General features: G+C 49.1%; 12 protein-coding genes. 6 read left to right on the forward strand and 6 right to left on the reverse strand.

Annotated elements, in window-relative coordinates; all coding sequences use genetic code 11:
- Positions 1–5: 5 nt before the first annotated feature.
- The gene (locus tag ACED36_RS15210; protein ID WP_016958116.1) at positions 6–1,193 is read left to right on the forward strand and encodes a class I SAM-dependent methyltransferase; all 1,188 of its coding nucleotides are present in this window, start codon (positions 6–8) and stop codon (positions 1,191–1,193) included.
- A gap of 56 nt (positions 1,194–1,249) precedes the next feature.
- Complete coding sequence (locus ACED36_RS15215) at positions 1,250–1,888, forward strand: DUF2057 family protein (protein ID WP_016958117.1); 639 nt, start codon at positions 1,250–1,252, stop codon at positions 1,886–1,888.
- An 88-nt stretch (positions 1,889–1,976) separates the two neighbouring features.
- Here the strand turns inward: ACED36_RS15215 and ACED36_RS15220 are convergent, their stop codons facing one another.
- The 5 genes from ACED36_RS15220 to ACED36_RS15240 all read right to left on the reverse strand — a co-directional run bounded on the left by ACED36_RS15220 (position 1,977) and on the right by ACED36_RS15240 (position 8,300).
- Positions 1,977–3,932: a propionyl-CoA synthetase gene (locus tag ACED36_RS15220; RefSeq protein ID WP_277814486.1), complete on the reverse strand. Its 1,956-nt coding sequence runs from the start codon at positions 3,930–3,932 to the stop codon at positions 1,977–1,979.
- 89 nt (positions 3,933–4,021) lie between these two features.
- Positions 4,022–5,473 (reverse strand): bifunctional 2-methylcitrate dehydratase/aconitate hydratase, encoded by a 1,452-nt coding sequence (locus ACED36_RS15225; RefSeq protein ID WP_016958119.1) that lies wholly within the window; start codon positions 5,471–5,473, stop codon positions 4,022–4,024.
- A gap of 24 nt (positions 5,474–5,497) precedes the next feature.
- The gene (prpC, locus tag ACED36_RS15230; protein WP_016958120.1) at positions 5,498–6,634 is read right to left on the reverse strand and encodes a 2-methylcitrate synthase; all 1,137 of its coding nucleotides are present in this window, start codon (positions 6,632–6,634) and stop codon (positions 5,498–5,500) included.
- A 128-nt stretch (positions 6,635–6,762) separates the two neighbouring features.
- Complete coding sequence (gene prpB / locus ACED36_RS15235; protein WP_016958121.1) at positions 6,763–7,635, reverse strand: methylisocitrate lyase; 873 nt, start codon at positions 7,633–7,635, stop codon at positions 6,763–6,765.
- Positions 7,632–8,300, reverse strand: coding sequence for a GntR family transcriptional regulator (locus ACED36_RS15240; protein ID WP_016958122.1), 669 nt, complete (start codon positions 8,298–8,300; stop codon positions 7,632–7,634). The genes prpB and ACED36_RS15240 overlap by 4 nt, the downstream gene beginning before the upstream one ends.
- Positions 8,301–8,702: 402 nt before the next feature.
- Between ACED36_RS15240 and ACED36_RS15245 the strand changes: the two genes are divergently transcribed.
- The gene (locus tag ACED36_RS15245) at positions 8,703–11,873 is read left to right on the forward strand and encodes a chitinase C-terminal domain-containing protein (protein WP_016958123.1); all 3,171 of its coding nucleotides are present in this window, start codon (positions 8,703–8,705) and stop codon (positions 11,871–11,873) included.
- Positions 11,874–11,934: 61 nt separating this feature from the next.
- On the opposite strand, the gene ACED36_RS15250 is transcribed toward ACED36_RS15245, so the two are convergent.
- Entirely contained in the window at positions 11,935–13,548 is a 1,614-nt protein-coding gene (locus ACED36_RS15250) for a DUF4157 domain-containing protein (protein ID WP_016958124.1), read from the reverse strand.
- A 295-nt stretch (positions 13,549–13,843) separates the two neighbouring features.
- Between ACED36_RS15250 and ACED36_RS15255 the strand changes: the two genes are divergently transcribed.
- The 3 genes from ACED36_RS15255 to ACED36_RS15265 all read left to right on the forward strand — a co-directional run bounded on the left by ACED36_RS15255 (position 13,844) and on the right by ACED36_RS15265 (position 16,370).
- Complete coding sequence (locus ACED36_RS15255) at positions 13,844–15,670, forward strand: ABC transporter ATP-binding protein (protein WP_026023816.1); 1,827 nt, start codon at positions 13,844–13,846, stop codon at positions 15,668–15,670.
- A 141-nt stretch (positions 15,671–15,811) separates the two neighbouring features.
- Positions 15,812–16,063 (forward strand): hypothetical protein, encoded by a 252-nt coding sequence (locus ACED36_RS15260; protein WP_016958126.1) that lies wholly within the window; start codon positions 15,812–15,814, stop codon positions 16,061–16,063.
- A gap of 49 nt (positions 16,064–16,112) precedes the next feature.
- Positions 16,113–16,370 carry a hypothetical protein gene (locus tag ACED36_RS15265; protein WP_016958127.1) on the forward strand — a complete coding sequence of 86 codons (258 nt, stop codon included), beginning with the start codon at positions 16,113–16,115 and terminating at the stop codon, positions 16,368–16,370.
- Positions 16,371–16,485 lie beyond the last annotated feature (115 nt).

A 16,485-nucleotide genomic window follows, 5' to 3' on the forward strand; every position in this document is an offset into this window, starting at 1 on the left:
AACCAATGAATCCGTCTGTTTATCTGGTTAAAGGCCGTGAAAAGTCACTACGCCGTCGCCACCCATGGATTTTCTCACGTGGTATTCAGCGTGTAGAGGGCAAACCCGCTCTCGGTCAAACAGTGGATGTTTATGATCATCAAGGCCAATGGCTAGCGCGTGGCGCATTTTCTCCTAATTCTCAGATCCGCGTGCGAGTCTGGTCGTTTGAGCAAGAAGAAATCGACGTCGAATTCTTCAAAAAACGTCTTCAAGAAGCACAAGGCCTACGTGACACACTCGCCGTTCGAGATGGCCTAACGGGCTACCGTTTGATTGCGGCTGAATCTGATGGCCTCCCAGGCATCACCATTGACCGCTATCAAGACTTCATGGTTTGCCAGTTACTCAGCGCAGGCGCTGAAGCACAAAAGCAAAATCTCGTTGATGCACTCGTCGCACTTCACCCTGAGTGCAGCATCTACGAACGTTCAGACGTATCAGTGCGTAAGAAAGAAGGCTTGAAAGAGCGCACAGGCGTGCTGCATGGCGACATGCCACCTGCTTCTTTGGTGATTGAAGAAAACGGCGTGAAGATCAGTGTTGATATCGTTGGTGGACACAAAACAGGCTTCTACCTTGACCAACGTGATAGCCGCGAAGCTTCCGTGAAATACATCAACGGTAAACGCGTGCTGAACTGCTTCTGTTACACCGGAGGCTTTGGCCTGTATGCCCTAAAAGGCGGCGCGTCAGAAGTTATCAATGTTGACGTGTCTCAGCCTGCGCTAGACATTGCGAAAGCCAATGCTGAAATAAACGGCTATGACCTGTCAAAAGCGCAGTTTGTGAATGCAGACGTGTTTAAATTGCTACGCGAATACCGTGACCGTGGTGAGCGCTTTGACGTTGTTATCATGGACCCACCTAAGTTTGCAGAGTCAAAATCTCAGCTAAATGGTGCATGTCGTGGTTACAAAGACATCAACATGGTGGCGATGCAAATCCTGAAACCGGGTGGCACGCTGCTTACCTATTCTTGCTCAGGTTTGATGGACAACGCGCTGTTCCAAAAAATTCTTGCTGACGCAGCGCTTGATGCTCAACGTCAGGTTCAATTTATTGAACGTTTTGAACAAGCCGCAGATCACCCTCTCGATAGTGCTTACCCAGAAGGCTTCTATCTGAAAGGTTTCGCCTGTCACGTAAAATAACCACTATTTGGCCCACCACTTTTGTGTGGACCCATTTTTAGATTTAAGGGATCACAATGAGAAGAAACCTGTTTCTCGCGTCTGTACTTGCAGCGATGCTGCCATTGTCAGTGGCTGCGGAAGTGACACTTCACGCTAACAACAATGTTGAACTTTTGACTTACAACGGCCAATCGCACAAGTCTTCTATGTTTGGAAAACAAGAGCCGATAATACTGGAAAACGGGACACAACAAGTCGCGTTTCGCTATGTTGAAAGCTTCGAAGAAGGTAAAGACATCTCTTTCATCAAATCTGATGTACTGGTTGTGACATTTGATGCCAATGACAAAGATGTTTACTTTGCTTTTCCAAAGCACAAGAACAAACGTCAGGCTCGCGCATTTAACGAAAACCCAAATTTTAAGCTCGTTGATGAAACACATTCATCCATTGCGTTTGAACAAAATAAACTTATGAAAAGCGGCTTTCAGTTAAGTCGTGACTATTTGGCCGAGCTTTCACGCTTCAATCAAACCGATGCACCAGCTTCATTGCAACTGACTGCAGCGCCATCGACGACGGTGTCACGCACCTCTCATGTCGTGGTGGGTAGCAAATCAATAGACGAAATAGATTATCAGCTGCACTACTGGTTCGAGAAAGCGAGCCCAGAAGCAAAAGCACGCTTTAAAGCCTACGTGAACACCCAATAACATTGAGAACAGGCCACCGAGTTAGGTGGCCTGCTTGTTTCTTCTGCCTATCCCCAATCCGCGCTAACTTAATCTTTCAGTTAATGCGTTAATGTCCGGATAAAACGTGGCAAATATCATCAAGGCTTGCGGGATCATCAATGGTTGAAGGCACCGAATAACTTTCACCGTCCGCAATCTGACGGATAATACGACGCAGAATTTTTCCAGAGCGTGTTTTTGGCAATCGGTCGACGACAATCGCACGTTGAAAACAAGCAACAGGGCCAATTTCACTGCGCACTTTGGCTACCAATGCTTTTTCAATATCGCCGTCATGCGAGTAATACCCGTCTTTGAGTACCACCAAGCCAAGTGGCAGTTGCCCTTTGATTTCGTCATAAACACCCACAACAGCGCACTCAGCAACGGCTTCATGCGCACCCACGACTTCTTCCATTTCTCCCGTAGATAAACGATGGCCTGACACATTAATCACGTCGTCAATGCGCCCCATGACAAACAAATAGCCGTCTTCGTCCACATAACCGCCATCCCCAGACACGTAGTAACCGGGAAACTGTTGTAAATAGCCTGATTCAAATCGGTCATGATTCCGCCATACCGTCGACAGACAACTCGGTGGCAATGGTCGTTTGATGGCAATAAATCCTTGTTGATTTGTTTCGGCAGGCTGGCCTAGCTCATTCAAAATTTGCACATTGAACCCAGGCGTTGGTTGGGTTGATGACCCAGGTTTCGTCATGAAGCTTTCCAAACCAATGGGGTTGCAGGAAATCGCCCAGCCCGTTTCTGTTTGCCACCAATGATCAATAACCGGACGTCCAGTGTGAAGCTCCACCCATTCCAACGTGGGCGGGTCTAAACGCTCACCCGCCATGAAAATCGTGCGAAGCGATGCCATCGGATAGTCACCAATCAGCTTACCGTCTGGATCTTCTTTTTTGATTGCGCGAAACGCCGTGGGTGCAGAAAACAATACCGAGACATTGTATTCATCACAAACACGCCAAAACGCCGCAGGATCTGGCGTTCGCACGGGCTTTCCTTCAAACATAATGCTGGTGCAACCATGAATCAGCGGCGCGTAAACAATGTAGGAATGCCCCACCACCCAACCGACATCAGAAGCCGCCCAAAACACTTCTCCCGGTTCCATGTTATATACGGTCGACATGCTGTATTTCATGGCGACAGCATGACCGCCATTGTCTCGAACCACACCCTTTGGCTTTCCGGTAGTTCCCGATGTATAGAGAATGTATAAAGGATCGGTTGAATTAACAGGAACGCAGTCATGCGGCGAGGCGCGTTCAAATAAAGTCGCCCAATCTGCATCACGCTCATGGTCTAGTGCAGCAGGTTGTTCGGACCGTTGATAAACCACCACTTTGTCGGGCTTCCAACGACTGTCCATTACGGCTTGGTCGACCATCGGCTTGTAAGGGATCACTTTGCACACTTCGATGCCACACGATGCAGTCAGCAACACTTTGGGTTCCGCATCTTCTAGCCTAACGGCCAGCTCATTCGGAGCAAAGCCGCCAAATACCACCGAATGAATAGCACCTAGTCGCGCACAGGCAAGCATTGAAATGGCGGCTTGCGGGATCATGGGCATGTAGATAACAACACGATCCCCTTTGGTCACACCAAGGGCTGCCAACATACCCGCACACTTGGCCACTTGATCACGAAGCACTGCATAGCTGTATTGCGCTTTTTTACCGGTGACTGGCGAGTCATAGATCAACGCCGTCTGATCGCCGCGTCCGTTCTCGACGTGATAATCGAGCGCGAGATACGATGTATTAAGCTCACCATCGGGAAACCAACGTTCAATGCCGTTGGCATCATTTTCTAGTGCGACAGTTGGTGGTGTAAACCACTGAATATTCTTTGCTTGTTGCAACCAGAAAATATCTGGACTGGCGACGGATTGCTGATAGGCGTTTTGATAGGCTGACATTGTCATGCTCCTTGCCTCTTGCTGAGGTTTTGCTTCTCTACCTGCAGGTTTGAGTCGCCAATGGCACTCAGTCAGGTAAAAAAGCTTGGCAGCAAGCGGATGTCGTTGCTTACTGCCAAGTAACTGCTGTTTCTCAAGCCTTATGTTGGCTTGTTGATGAAACACTAATTAATGGTAAACATCTCCATAAAGGTATTTACCGGCGTCTTCATCAAGATGTCTTGATCTAAACAAAGCGTATAAATCTTATTTGCTTGCGCCGCCGGAAAACGCGTGAGGAGGTTACGTTTGAATTTATCCTCAAGCACGGGGATCCCTTCTTCACGGCGACGACGATGACCAATCGGATATTCCACTTCTACCTTCTCGGTCGACGACCCATCAGTGAAGAAAACCTGTACCGCATTCGCAATCGAACGTTTCTCTGGGTCGAGATATTCTTCGCTGTAGCGCGTGTCTTCAACAATCGTCATTTTCTCGCGCAGCGCATCAATTCGGCTGTCGCCTCGGTGAAAACTGTCTTCATAATGCTCGGCCACTAAATCGCCGTGAATCAAAGGCACAGCAAGCATGTATTGCAAGCAATGGTCGCGATCGGCGGGGTTCGCCAAATCGCCCACTTTGGAGATAATACGAATCGCAGACTCATGCGTGGTCACTTCAATACGATCAATCTCATCGAGGCGACTCGCCACTTGCGGGTGCAGGGTCACGGCACATTCCACTGCCGTTTGTGCATGAAATTCCGCAGGGAATGAAATCTTAAACAGAACATTTTCCATCACATAGGCATCAAAAGGCTGGTTCACGCGGAATGATTCACCTTTGAACAGCACATCATAAAAGCCCCACTTCTCAGCGGTCAGTACAGACGGTAAGCCCATTTCACCTTTCATGGTGATCATGGCTAATCGAACCGCACGCGAGGTCGCATCGCCCGCTGCCCAAGATTTACGTGAGCCTGCATTCGGAGCATGACGATAAGTACGCAGCGAACAACCATCCACCCACGCTTGTGACAATGCATCAATGACTTGATCGCGGTTACCACCCAACATTCGTGTAACCACGCCTGTCGACGCAACACGCACCAAAAGGACGTGATCAAGACCAACGCGGTTGTAGCTGTTTTCTAGTGCCAACACACCTTGAATTTCATGGGCTTTAATCATCGCCGTTAGCACGTCGTGCATGGTCAAAGCAGGTTTACCTTCTGACACAGCAATACGGCTAAGATAATCTGCAGTGGCAAGAATGCCGCCCAGGTTATCTGATGGGTGTCCCCACTCGGCGGCGAGCCAAGTATCGTTAAAATCCAGCCAGCGAATCATGCAGCCGATGTTAAATGCAGCTGTGATCGGATCGAGTTCATGGGAAGTGCCCGGCACGCGCGCACCGTTTCTTACTGTTGTGCCCGGAACCAGTGGTCCCATATGCTTAGTGCACTCTGGAAAGCGTAACGCCAACAACCCGCACCCAAGGGTATCGATCAGGCAATTGCGCGCGGTGTTGTACGCCTCCGTAGAAGTGATCTCTTTATCGCACACATAATCGGCAATGGTTTGTAGCAGTGCATCAGGCTCGGGACGCTGGTTTACATCGACATTCATTGACATGTTTAGATTCCTTTCCTTAATCACTTATTGGCGTTTTTCGATTGGCAACCAGTCTTGATGCTCTGGCCCAATGTAGTCCGCACTTGGTCGAATAATTCGGTTGTTGGCACGTTGCTCAAAGACGTGAGCGCACCAGCCTGTGACGCGGCTCATCACAAATATGGGCGTGAATAGCTTGGTGGGGACCCCCATGAAGTGATACGCCGAGGCATGGAAGAAATCAGCGTTAGGGAACAGATCTTTTTCACGTTTCATTACCTGCTCGACACGCTCCGATACGTCATACAATGCCGCTTCAGACGAAGACTCAGACAGCTGTTTTGACCATGCTTTTATCAGCGCGTTTCTCGGGTCGGACTCACGATAAATCGCGTGTCCAAACCCCATCACTTTTTCTTTGTTCGCCAGCATTCCCATTAGCGTGGTTTCTGCTTGATCGGGTGTGGCCCAGTTTTCAATCATCGCCATTGCTGCCTCGTTCGCGCCGCCATGCAACGGCCCACGTAAGGTGCCAATGGCGGCAGTCACGCACGAATGAATATCCGACAAGGTAGAAGCACACACCCGAGCTGCAAAGGTGGACGCATTGAATTCATGTTCAGCGTACAAAACTAACGAGCAATGCATGACGCGGATATGCAGATCAGATGGCGTGTCGTCAGACAACATGTCGAGGAAATAGCCCGCAATGCTGTTTTGATCGCTCGCGGCGGTATCAATGCGTACGCCATCATGTGAGAAGCGATACCAATAGCAAATCATGGCGGGAAGGTGCGCGAGAATGGTGTCGGATTTGTCTGACTGCTCTGAGAAATCCAATTCGGTATCAAGGTTACCCAACATGGAGCAACCGGTGCGCATCACATCCATGGGGTGAGCATCAGCAGGAATACTTTCTAGTACGCTACACAAAGCCGAAGGTAAGCCCCTTTTGTGGACCAAGGTTTGCTTGTAATCTTTCAATTCTTGCACGTTCGGTAGCTTGCCTTTCAACAGGAGATACGCGACTTCCTCAAACTCAGCGTGATTAGCAAGATCCGTAATGTCGTAACCTCGGTAGGTTAATCCCGTGCCCGATTTTCCGACCGTACACAAAGCCGTGCTGCCCGCACTTTGACCTCGTAGTCCTTCTCCGCTCAACGGCTTGTTTTTGTCCGTCATGGTATGCTCCTTGTCGTTGACTAATTCATTGTTTTTATGTGTTTCCCTACTGCTTTTTCTGCTTCAATATCTTGTTTCATCTTTGTGCTTCAAGCTTTCTGTTTCAGCGTTTCTATTTCAAAGCGAACTCATTCTTTCTCAGCAAACAGGTTGTCGAGCTGCTGTTCGTAATTGTGGTAACCGAGGTAGTGATACAACTCATCACGCGTCTGCATCGTGTCGACAACATTGCGTTGATGACCATCGGCTTTCACTTGCTGATAAACGTTAAGTGCCGCCTGATTCATGGCACGAAATGCTGAGAGCGGATACAGCACGAGATCAACCCCAACTTCGTCCAATTCACTGACCGAGAACAGAGGCGTTTGACCAAATTCCGTAATGTTTGCCAGCACAGGGACGTTAAGCGCTTGCGTGAAAATTTTGTACTGTTCGAGGGTATTAATGGCTTCTGGAAAAATCATGTCCGCACCGGCTTCAACACAAGCTTGAGCACGTTCCAAGGCAGAGTCTAACCCCTCAACCGCCAGTGCATCGGTACGCGCCATGATGACGAAATGCGGGTCCGTTCTTGCATCTACTGCCGCTTTGACGCGGTCAATCATTTCAGCTTGGCTTACGATGGCTTTGTTGGGTCGATGCCCACAGCGTTTTTGTGAAACCTGATCTTCAAGATGCACCGCCGCCACACCCGCTCGTTCCATTTCACGCACCGTGCGAGCAATGCTGAATGCCCCCCCGAATCCAGTATCAATGTCCACCAGCAATGGAAGGCGAGATGCATCCGTAATGCGACGCGCGTCTTCGAGTACGTCGTTAAGCGTGGTGATCCCTAAGTCAGGCAAACCAAAAGAGGCGTTTGCGACACCACCACCAGAAAGATAAATAGCTTGGTGTCCGGTTTGTTCTGCCAACATCGCGGTATACGCGTTGATCGTGCCCATCACTTGCAACGGTCTGCCGTTTACGACTGCATCGCGGAACTTCTTCCCTGCGCTCATGAGGCTTTCTCCCTGTCTGAATTTAGTTGCTGCGCTGCCAATTCGCCGCTTCGTCGGATATGTCTTCGCATCAGCATTTCCGCCAGTTCTGCATCCCTTTCTTCTAATGCATTTAAGATTTGAACATGCTCATTTAATGCGCGTTCTGGCCGGGATTGGGTTCGCGTTGATTGGGTACGATACATGCGCACCAAATGGTAAAGTTCATCGCATAACAAACTGATTAATTTATTGTTTCGGCTGGCTTGAATAATTCGATAATGAAAGTCAAAGTCGCCCTGTTGATGAAAATAGGTCGCGCCATCTACATCGTCGATGTGCTGTTGGTGGCGATGAAGAAGATGTTTCAACGCATCCAGTTCACGCGCAGTGATATGGGTACAGGCTTGTCGAATTGCCATGCCCTCTAATGCTTCTCGCACCGCGTAAATATCGGAAAGTTGTGCCGCACTTATCGCAACCACTCGTGCGCCAACATGAGGAATGCGCTCGACTAAGCCCATGGCTTCCAAACGCATCATGGCTTCTCGTAAAGGCCCACGACTCACGCCAAGCTCACGAGATAATTCTGGTTCCGAAATCTTGCTTCCCGACGCAAATTTTCCGCTGACAATGGCTTCAATTAGCCATTCCGTCATCCCTTCTGATTTGGTGACATCCTTCATTGTGCAATTCCTTTGGTGTCGACAATGGGTTTAATAAGTTGCTCGCATAACACCACACATTGTCGACAACATTTCTCTATGGGTTAATTATTAACCGCAAATTGTGCATTTTTCAACCCAAACTGTCGACAATTCTCATTAGACATTGGTCTAGCATACGGTATTTCCCGCCAAACATTCACTGCACAGATTTCATGAATTCACTGAATATGTGTCAGTTAAAATTGTGAGTCACTACCAAGAGAGAAAAGCTTTTCATCACAGATACTGACTAGAGATCTAACTCTGACGAAAACAGCCGTGTCTCAAAACTGCAACTCCACTACTTTATTTAGTACGCAATTTAAGTTGCGTTAATTACAAATAGATCAATAGCTAGTTAATTTTTTCGAGGTAATTCCAATGGATGTGACACGCAAGAGCAAAGGCTTCACGCTGTCGGCAGTCGCCGTCGCGTGTATGTTTGCTTTCAACGCGCAAGCAGCAACTGATTGCTCAACAATTCAAGAATGGAAAGGCGACGTTGCTTATGGCGGTGGCTCTACTGTTCAGCAAGATAACAAAGTCTACACGGCCAACTGGTGGACAATGGGTAACGACCCCATAACCTCATCTGGCTCTTACAAAGAATGGAAAGAAATTGATCAGTGCGATACTGGCGGTTCAGTGACTCCACCAGAAAACCAAGCACCTACCACATCGCTGGTTTCTCCGACTGCAACCGATAAGATCACTAGCGGTGACGTGGTCGCGCTAAGTGCTGCCGCAGCAGATACTGATGGCTCTGTTACTAAAGTCGAATTCTTCGTTGATGGCGCGTCAGTCGGTTCAGACACTTCTTCTCCCTACTCTGTAAACTGGACTGCCGCTGAAGGTGCCCACACGATCACGGTTAAAGCAACCGATGATAAAGGTGCCATCACTGAATCAACAACGCTCAGCGTGACTGTCGACGCAGGCACTGTTGATCCTGGCAATGAAGCACCAACTGTTTCAGTTGCAACGTCAGCAACAGCCGTTGACCAAGGTGCCGTCGTCACACTCACTGCGGATGCCGCCGATGCAGATGGCACAATCGCGAAAGTTGATTTCTACGTCGCCGGCCAATTGAAAGGTTCGGCTGATACGGCACCGTACACGTTTGATTGGATGACAGACAAAGCCGGTTCAGTTTCTGTCTATGCAAAAGCGACAGATGACAAAGGCGCATCAACCGATTCTGCTCTAATTAGCGTCAGCGTTACTGGCACGCCAACCGTTTCAAACTGTCGCCCTGAAGGTCTCTATCAAACAGCGGGACTAAACGTTCCTTACTGTACGATTTATGACGCAGATGGCCGTGAAGATATGGGTGTCGACCACCCTCGTCGAATCATTGGTTACTTCACAAGCTGGCGTTCGGGTGATGACCCGCAAGCCTCTTACCTGGTTAACGATATTCCATGGGAACAACTCACCCATATCAACTATGCGTTCGTGAGCATTGGCTCCGACGGCAACGTGAATATTGGTGATGTTAACGACCCAACAAACGCCGCTGTTGGTAAAGAATGGCCTGGCGTTGAAATTGACCCCGCACTGGGCTTCAAAGGCCACTTCGGTGCACTCGCTACTTACAAGAAAAAACATGACGTTAAAACACTGATTTCAATCGGTGGTTGGGCGGAAACAGGCGGTCACTTTGGCGCCGATGGTAAACGTGTCGCAGACGGCGGTTTCTACACCATGACCACCAATGCTGACGGTTCTATCAACCATGCAGGCATCGAAAAATTCGCTACCTCAGCCGTTGAAATGATCCGTAAGTACAAATTTGACGGTGTGGATATCGATTACGAATACCCAACCTCTATGGCAGGTGCGGGCAACCCAGATGACAAAAACTTCATGGAGCCGCGTCGTGCGTATCTATGGGCGTCTTATCAAGAGCTGATGCGCGTACTGCGTGAGAAACTCGATCAGGCATCGGTTGACGACAATATTCACTACATGTTGACCATTGCGTCGCCGTCATCAGGTTACTTGCTGCGTGGCATGGAAACCTTCGATGTCACTAAATACCTCGATTACGTCAACATCATGTCTTACGACTTGCATGGTGCGTGGAATGACCACGTTGGTCACAACTCAGCATTGTACGATACAGGTAAAGATTCAGAACTCGCTGCATGGAATGTCTATGGCACTAGCCAGTATGGCGGCATGGGCTATCTGAACACCGACTGGGCATACCACTACTTCCGTGGTTCTATGCCTGCTGGTCGTATCAACATTGGTGTGCCGTATTACACCCGTGGTTGGCAAGATGTCACCGGTGGCGAGAATGGTCTGTGGGGCAAAGCCGCCCTTCCAAACCAAGCTGAGTGTTTAGCGGGTACCGGTGAAGGCGAGAAGAACAATTGTGGTAACGGCGCTGTAGGTATCGACAACATGTGGCACGATACCGATCCTAAAGGCAACGAAATGGGTGCAGGCTCCAACCCAATGTGGCACGCAAAGAACCTTGAAAACGGTATCTTTGGTTCGTACGCGACGGCATATAAGCTTGACCCAGCGAACGACCCACAGGACGTATTGACAGGCACCTACGAGCGTAACTACGACAGCGTTGCAGTTGCACCTTGGTTGTGGAACGCAGAGAAGAAAGTCTTCCTGTCTACCGAAGATGAAGCGTCTGTCGGCGTGAAATCTGACTACATCATCGACAAAGGTATCGGCGGCGTAATGTTCTGGGAATTAGCAGGTGACTATAACTGCTACCTGTTCGACGCAAACGGTAACCGTACAACGAACGTCGATGACACAGAAAATGCATGTAAGACGGGCAACGGTGAATTCCACATGGGTAACACCATGACCAAAGCGATCTACAACAAGTTCGCGGCGGCCACGCCATATGGAAACAAGCTGTCTGATAACCCAATGCCATTGGAAGCTGTGGATATCACTGTTTCAATCGGTGGTTTCAAAGTGGGCGATCAGAACTACCCAATCAACCCTAAGATCACCTTCACCAACAACACTGGCACTGATTTGCCGGGCGGAACGGAATTCCAATTCGACATTCCAACCTCTTCGCCGGACAACGCAAAAGATCAGTCTGGTGGCGGTCTGAAAGTGATTGTTTCAGGTCACACCAAGTCTAACAACATTGGTGGCCTTGAGGGTAACATGCACCGCGCTGCGTTCTCGCTACCAGCATGGAAAGCACTGCCAGCAGGTGATAGCTATGAATTGGATATGGTTTACTACCTGCCAATCTCTGGTCCCGCTAACTACACCGTTAACATCAACGGTGTCGATTACGCGTTCGCGTTTGAGTACAGTGATTTGCCTTTGGCTGACCTGTCCGGTTCTACCGGTCCAACAGATCCAGGCAACCCAGACCCAGGCACTTGTGATACGACGGGTCTGAGTGTTTACCCAGACTTACCACAAACTGACTGGCAGGGTAATCCAAGCCATGCTAACACGGGCGACAAGGTCGTTAATGACGGCAAAGTCTATCAAGCCAACTGGTGGACAGCGTCCGTACCAGGAAGCGACGGTAGCTGGTCTAAAGTGTGTGGCTAACGCCAATAGCACCAGATAACGTTTTAATCTAACCAGAGCCGGCTGAAATCAGCCGGCTTTTTTAGAACAGCCTGATTCCCACGCTAAACATCAAACGATGCAGTTCTGGATCGTTATTCACCAGATCTTTGACCAGATTGTATTCCACCCCAACAAACGCTAACTCATCGATACTAAAGCGCAGTCCCGCACTGCCCATCACGCCGGCGCCAAATTTATCTTGCCCTGCGGTTGGATTGAGATCGCCGATAGTCGCGCCTGTTTCGAGATACAACTCAGGCAACCAGACTTTTTGAGTGTTTAGCTCCAGACCAAACCCCACAGATCCCGCTTTGACTGGGCTGCTTATCTCTGCTCGCCCCATGCCATATAAACGCAGCTTAGTGCCAAGTAACGAATAAAACTGATGACGGTATTTTAAATCTAACCCGACAGCTCCCTGTCCTGCTTGATCAGCCGCAGAGGTCGCACCTGTCGTGTTAATCCCAAGGACTAATGCGTTGGTTTTCATCCACGACGCGAGTGCATTCGGACTTTCCCATATCAAACCAAAACCACCCGCACTCCCTTGACCCGCTGCCGCCAGAGCCTGCTTCACGAATTCAGTGCATTGCAACCCAAACAGGTTGTATTTAGGGCGGTCATTACACGTTTTCACTGCAAACTTATACGCCGCATTAAACTGCTCCGCGGTAAGTTCAAACGTCTGTCTCGTCGGGTTGTTTTTGTTGTGTTGGGTTTTATCAGGGTGGTGAACACAGCCATCAACGTCAGCGCGGGTATCGTCAGCATCGAAACCTTCCTTAGGCCAAAAGCCGTACGTCCATAAATTGCCTTTGTCATCTTGCAAGCGTATCCATGAATGCCCGACTTTATGCGTTGCCGGTAACAACAAAAATGGCCCTTCTTTATCAGCAAAGACGGTGATGGAAAACTTGCCTGTTTCAGTCGTATTCCCGTCTTTTTTTGAACACTCGTTCGCGCAATCCGCTTCACTTAAGAACTGCGTAGCAGAACGTCCCGCTTTGGACTGCTGTAACACATGCGTTAATTCGTGTGCGAGCACCTTTTGACCCGACACAGAATGAGGCTGATATTGTCCTCGATTGAAGATGATGTTATTCCCGAGGGTATAAGCACGAGCACGCAAACTAGACGCCGAGTCTGCGGCTTTCGCATCGTTATGAACACGCACATTGCTGAAGTCATAACCGAAACGCTGTTCCATATCCTGTCGAACATGAACAGAAAGTGGTTCGCCAGCACCAGGCACTCTGCTTTGCAAATGTGAAGGTATAGAAGGCCTAGATAGAGGCAGTGCTTTTCCCAACGATGACGGCGTCGCACTTCCTCTTTTTTGACAGGCACTGCAAGAATTTCCTGAGGGACTTGAGGCAGGTTTATTCATCACTTGATTGGCAACATCATCAGCTTCACGTTCTGCACCATCAGAACTAAGGCTGTCTTTGCTCATCATTTGAATCTTTATTGGCTCTGCCGCGTCTGCGTTCTTAATCGATAGCGGATGATCCGTTTTGTCCTCATGCGCAGGTGTATTGCAGGCACACTGTTTAGATTTCCCCCCAATGGACACTCGTTGGTTCAAGCGAGATGCGAGGGAGAACCCCACATCAGGCCTCATCGCAGTGGGTTCTTTCTGAGCAAAAGAAAACATCCATCGCCTCCTCATGACAGGCTGTAAGTATCTCAACCGTCTAAATTTGAGTTAACTCTAGTTGATGTGCCCTCCACTGCACTGCATACGTGAAAGAAGTCATACATTCTTTACAAGGCTATAAAAAAACCTGACAACAGAGAGATGACGTCCACTTAAGGAAATTGAATCTAAAACTGAATGATTTTTCATACAAATAGAGTGCTATTCTTCCCCGCAGAGTCGTATCATGTGGTCAACTTCTGCCGATAACTTCCTATCGCCGATCATTACTCTGTATTCCGAAGGTTTCATGATTTACAAACTCTTTGAGCGTGTCACTAGGGCATTTCCCCCTGAACAACCCGAGCAGCCACCCAATACTTTGCTCGCCTTTTGCCGTCACTACACCAAGGGCTTTGAAAGGCCATTGGTCGCAATGTCGTTTCTGACCGCGCTAATCGCGATTGCAGAAGTCTCTCTATTTGGTTTCATGGGCAAACTGGTTGACTGGCTGACCCACCAAGACAAAGCGACGTTTCTCGCACACGAAGGCAATACGCTGATCTGGATGGGTGTATTGGTCCTTATTGTTATGCCCCTGCTGGTCTCCTTACACTCCCTTGTTTTACACCAGTCGTTGCTTGGCAATTACCCCATGTCTATCCGCTGGCTGGCACACCGCTATTTACTTAAACAGAGTATCGGGTTTTACCAAAATGACTTCGCAGGACGCATTGCCACTAAAGTGATGCAAACCGCCTTGTCGATACGTGAAACCGTGATGAAATTACTGGATGTCGCGGTTTATATCGCGGTGTATTTCACCACCATGCTCGTCATGGTGGGGCAAGCAGACATTCGCTTGATGATCCCGCTTATCATCTGGCTCATGGCGTATATCTGTATTCAGATGTACTTCGTGCCACGATTGAAAGCCGTTTCGACAGAACAGGCCGACGCGCGCTCGCTCATGACCGGACGCATTGTTGACAGCTACACCAACATTGCCACCGTGAAACTCTTCTCACACACAGACAGAGAAACCGCGTACGCAGAAGAAGGCATGGATACCTTCCTTGATACCGTTCATCGCCAAATGCGCTTAGCGACAGGCTTCAATATCGCCGTTGAAATCATTAACTATGCCTTGGTTTTCGCCATCAGTGCGATTTCAATATGGCTATGGCTTGATTCAGCCATCTCCATAGGTGCCATCGCTATCGCTGTCAGTCTTGCGCTGCGAATCAATGGCATGTCCAAGTGGATCATGTGGGAGATCGGCGCGCTGTTCGAGAACATAGGGACAGTGGTTGATGGCATGGCCACATTGGCGAAGCCTGTAGAAGTTACTGATGCACCAAATGCACCCGTACTGACAGTGCCGAACGGTGAGATTTCATTCAGTGATGTCAGCTTCCACTATGGTGAAGGCAAAGGCGTGATAGAGAAGCTGAACCTCACCATCAAGCCGGGTGAAAAAGTCGGTCTGGTCGGGCGCTCTGGTGCGGGCAAGTCAACCATGGTGAACCTGCTGATGCGTTTTCATGATGTCGAAGGCGGTAAAATCAAAATCGACGGTCAGACTATCTCCGCGGTCACACAAGATTCATTACGCGCGAACATTGGCATGGTGACACAAGACACCTCGCTGCTGCATCGCTCGATTAGAGACAACATCTTGTACGGCAACCCCGATGCAAGTGAAGAAGCCATGTTGGATGCGAGTAAAAAAGCGCAAGCGCATGATTTCATCAAACAGCTTAGCGACACACACGGTAACCATGGCTATGACTCTCAAGTTGGCGAGCGCGGTGTGAAACTGTCGGGCGGTCAACGTCAACGCGTGGCGATTTCTCGTGTATTGTTAAAAGACGCGCCTATTTTGATTTTGGACGAAGCCACTTCCGCATTGGATTCCGAAGTTGAAGCCGCGATTCAAGAAAGCCTCTACGAACTAATGCAAGGCAAAACCGTGATTGCGATTGCTCACCGTTTGTCGACGATTGCAGCGATGGACCGACTCATCGTGCTCGATAACGGTGAAATTGCCGAAGAAGGGACGCACCAAGAATTGATTGCCAGCGGCGGGATTTACGCACAGCTTTGGCGACATCAAACGGGTGGGTTTATTGGCGATTAATCTTTGCCAATCTCCAATAACAACCAAGATAACGGGTGCGAATCGCACCCGTTTTTTTTAACTATCGCACACACGCTTTCGCATTTATGAGACTCCTCTCCTACCCTTAATTTGAAATCATACTGATTAAAGGAAGGACACATGTCATTGAGCAAGCTTGCCGCAAAATCTACATTTATCGCCCTACTCGCATTTGGTCTGAATGCATGTTCAGGCCATGACCCTGTCCCAGAAAGCGAATGCGGCAAAGTCGTTAGCCATGCGCAAAAAGTGCTTGGCGCGATGGCACCATCAGCGGGAGAATTAATGGGTCAGTGCAAGTCAGCGTCTGACAGCGAGCGCGGATGTGTGCTTGCAGCCACCAAAAAAGGTCAACTGGCGCAGTGCCTATAGCGGTGAAATATATCGTATAATGGCCCCGTTATTTTAGCGGGAGCCATTTATGCAACGTTCCACCCTCGTCGGCTTGAAAGTCGGCTTGATAGCCCTTTTTATCTTTGTCGCCATGATAGGCATGAGTACTAACGCGCCAGCGACAGAATGGCTAAAAGAAGCATTCCTTGGTATCAGTTTTGCGTTCGCATTTGGGCTAGGTGCGCCAGAAGCACTGGCTTACGCGTTGGGCGCCGTCGTCTTTGTTGCGGTCTTCTGTGCGGGTTACTTTGTTGGAAAAAAAGCCTCTGCGAAACTAGATAAATAACCAAGTCCACTCTAAAGCGAGCTGCGCAGATACCCTTTGTGCTAGCTCGCTTTTGTCCCAATGCGGTTTATGGTGATCACTCTAAACCGTTTATGCCCCATTCCTTCTTAGAGTA

It is taken from the genome of Enterovibrio sp. FF113 (assembly GCF_041439165.1).
GTDB classification, from domain to species: Bacteria; Pseudomonadota; Gammaproteobacteria; order Enterobacterales; family Vibrionaceae; genus Enterovibrio; species Enterovibrio norvegicus_A.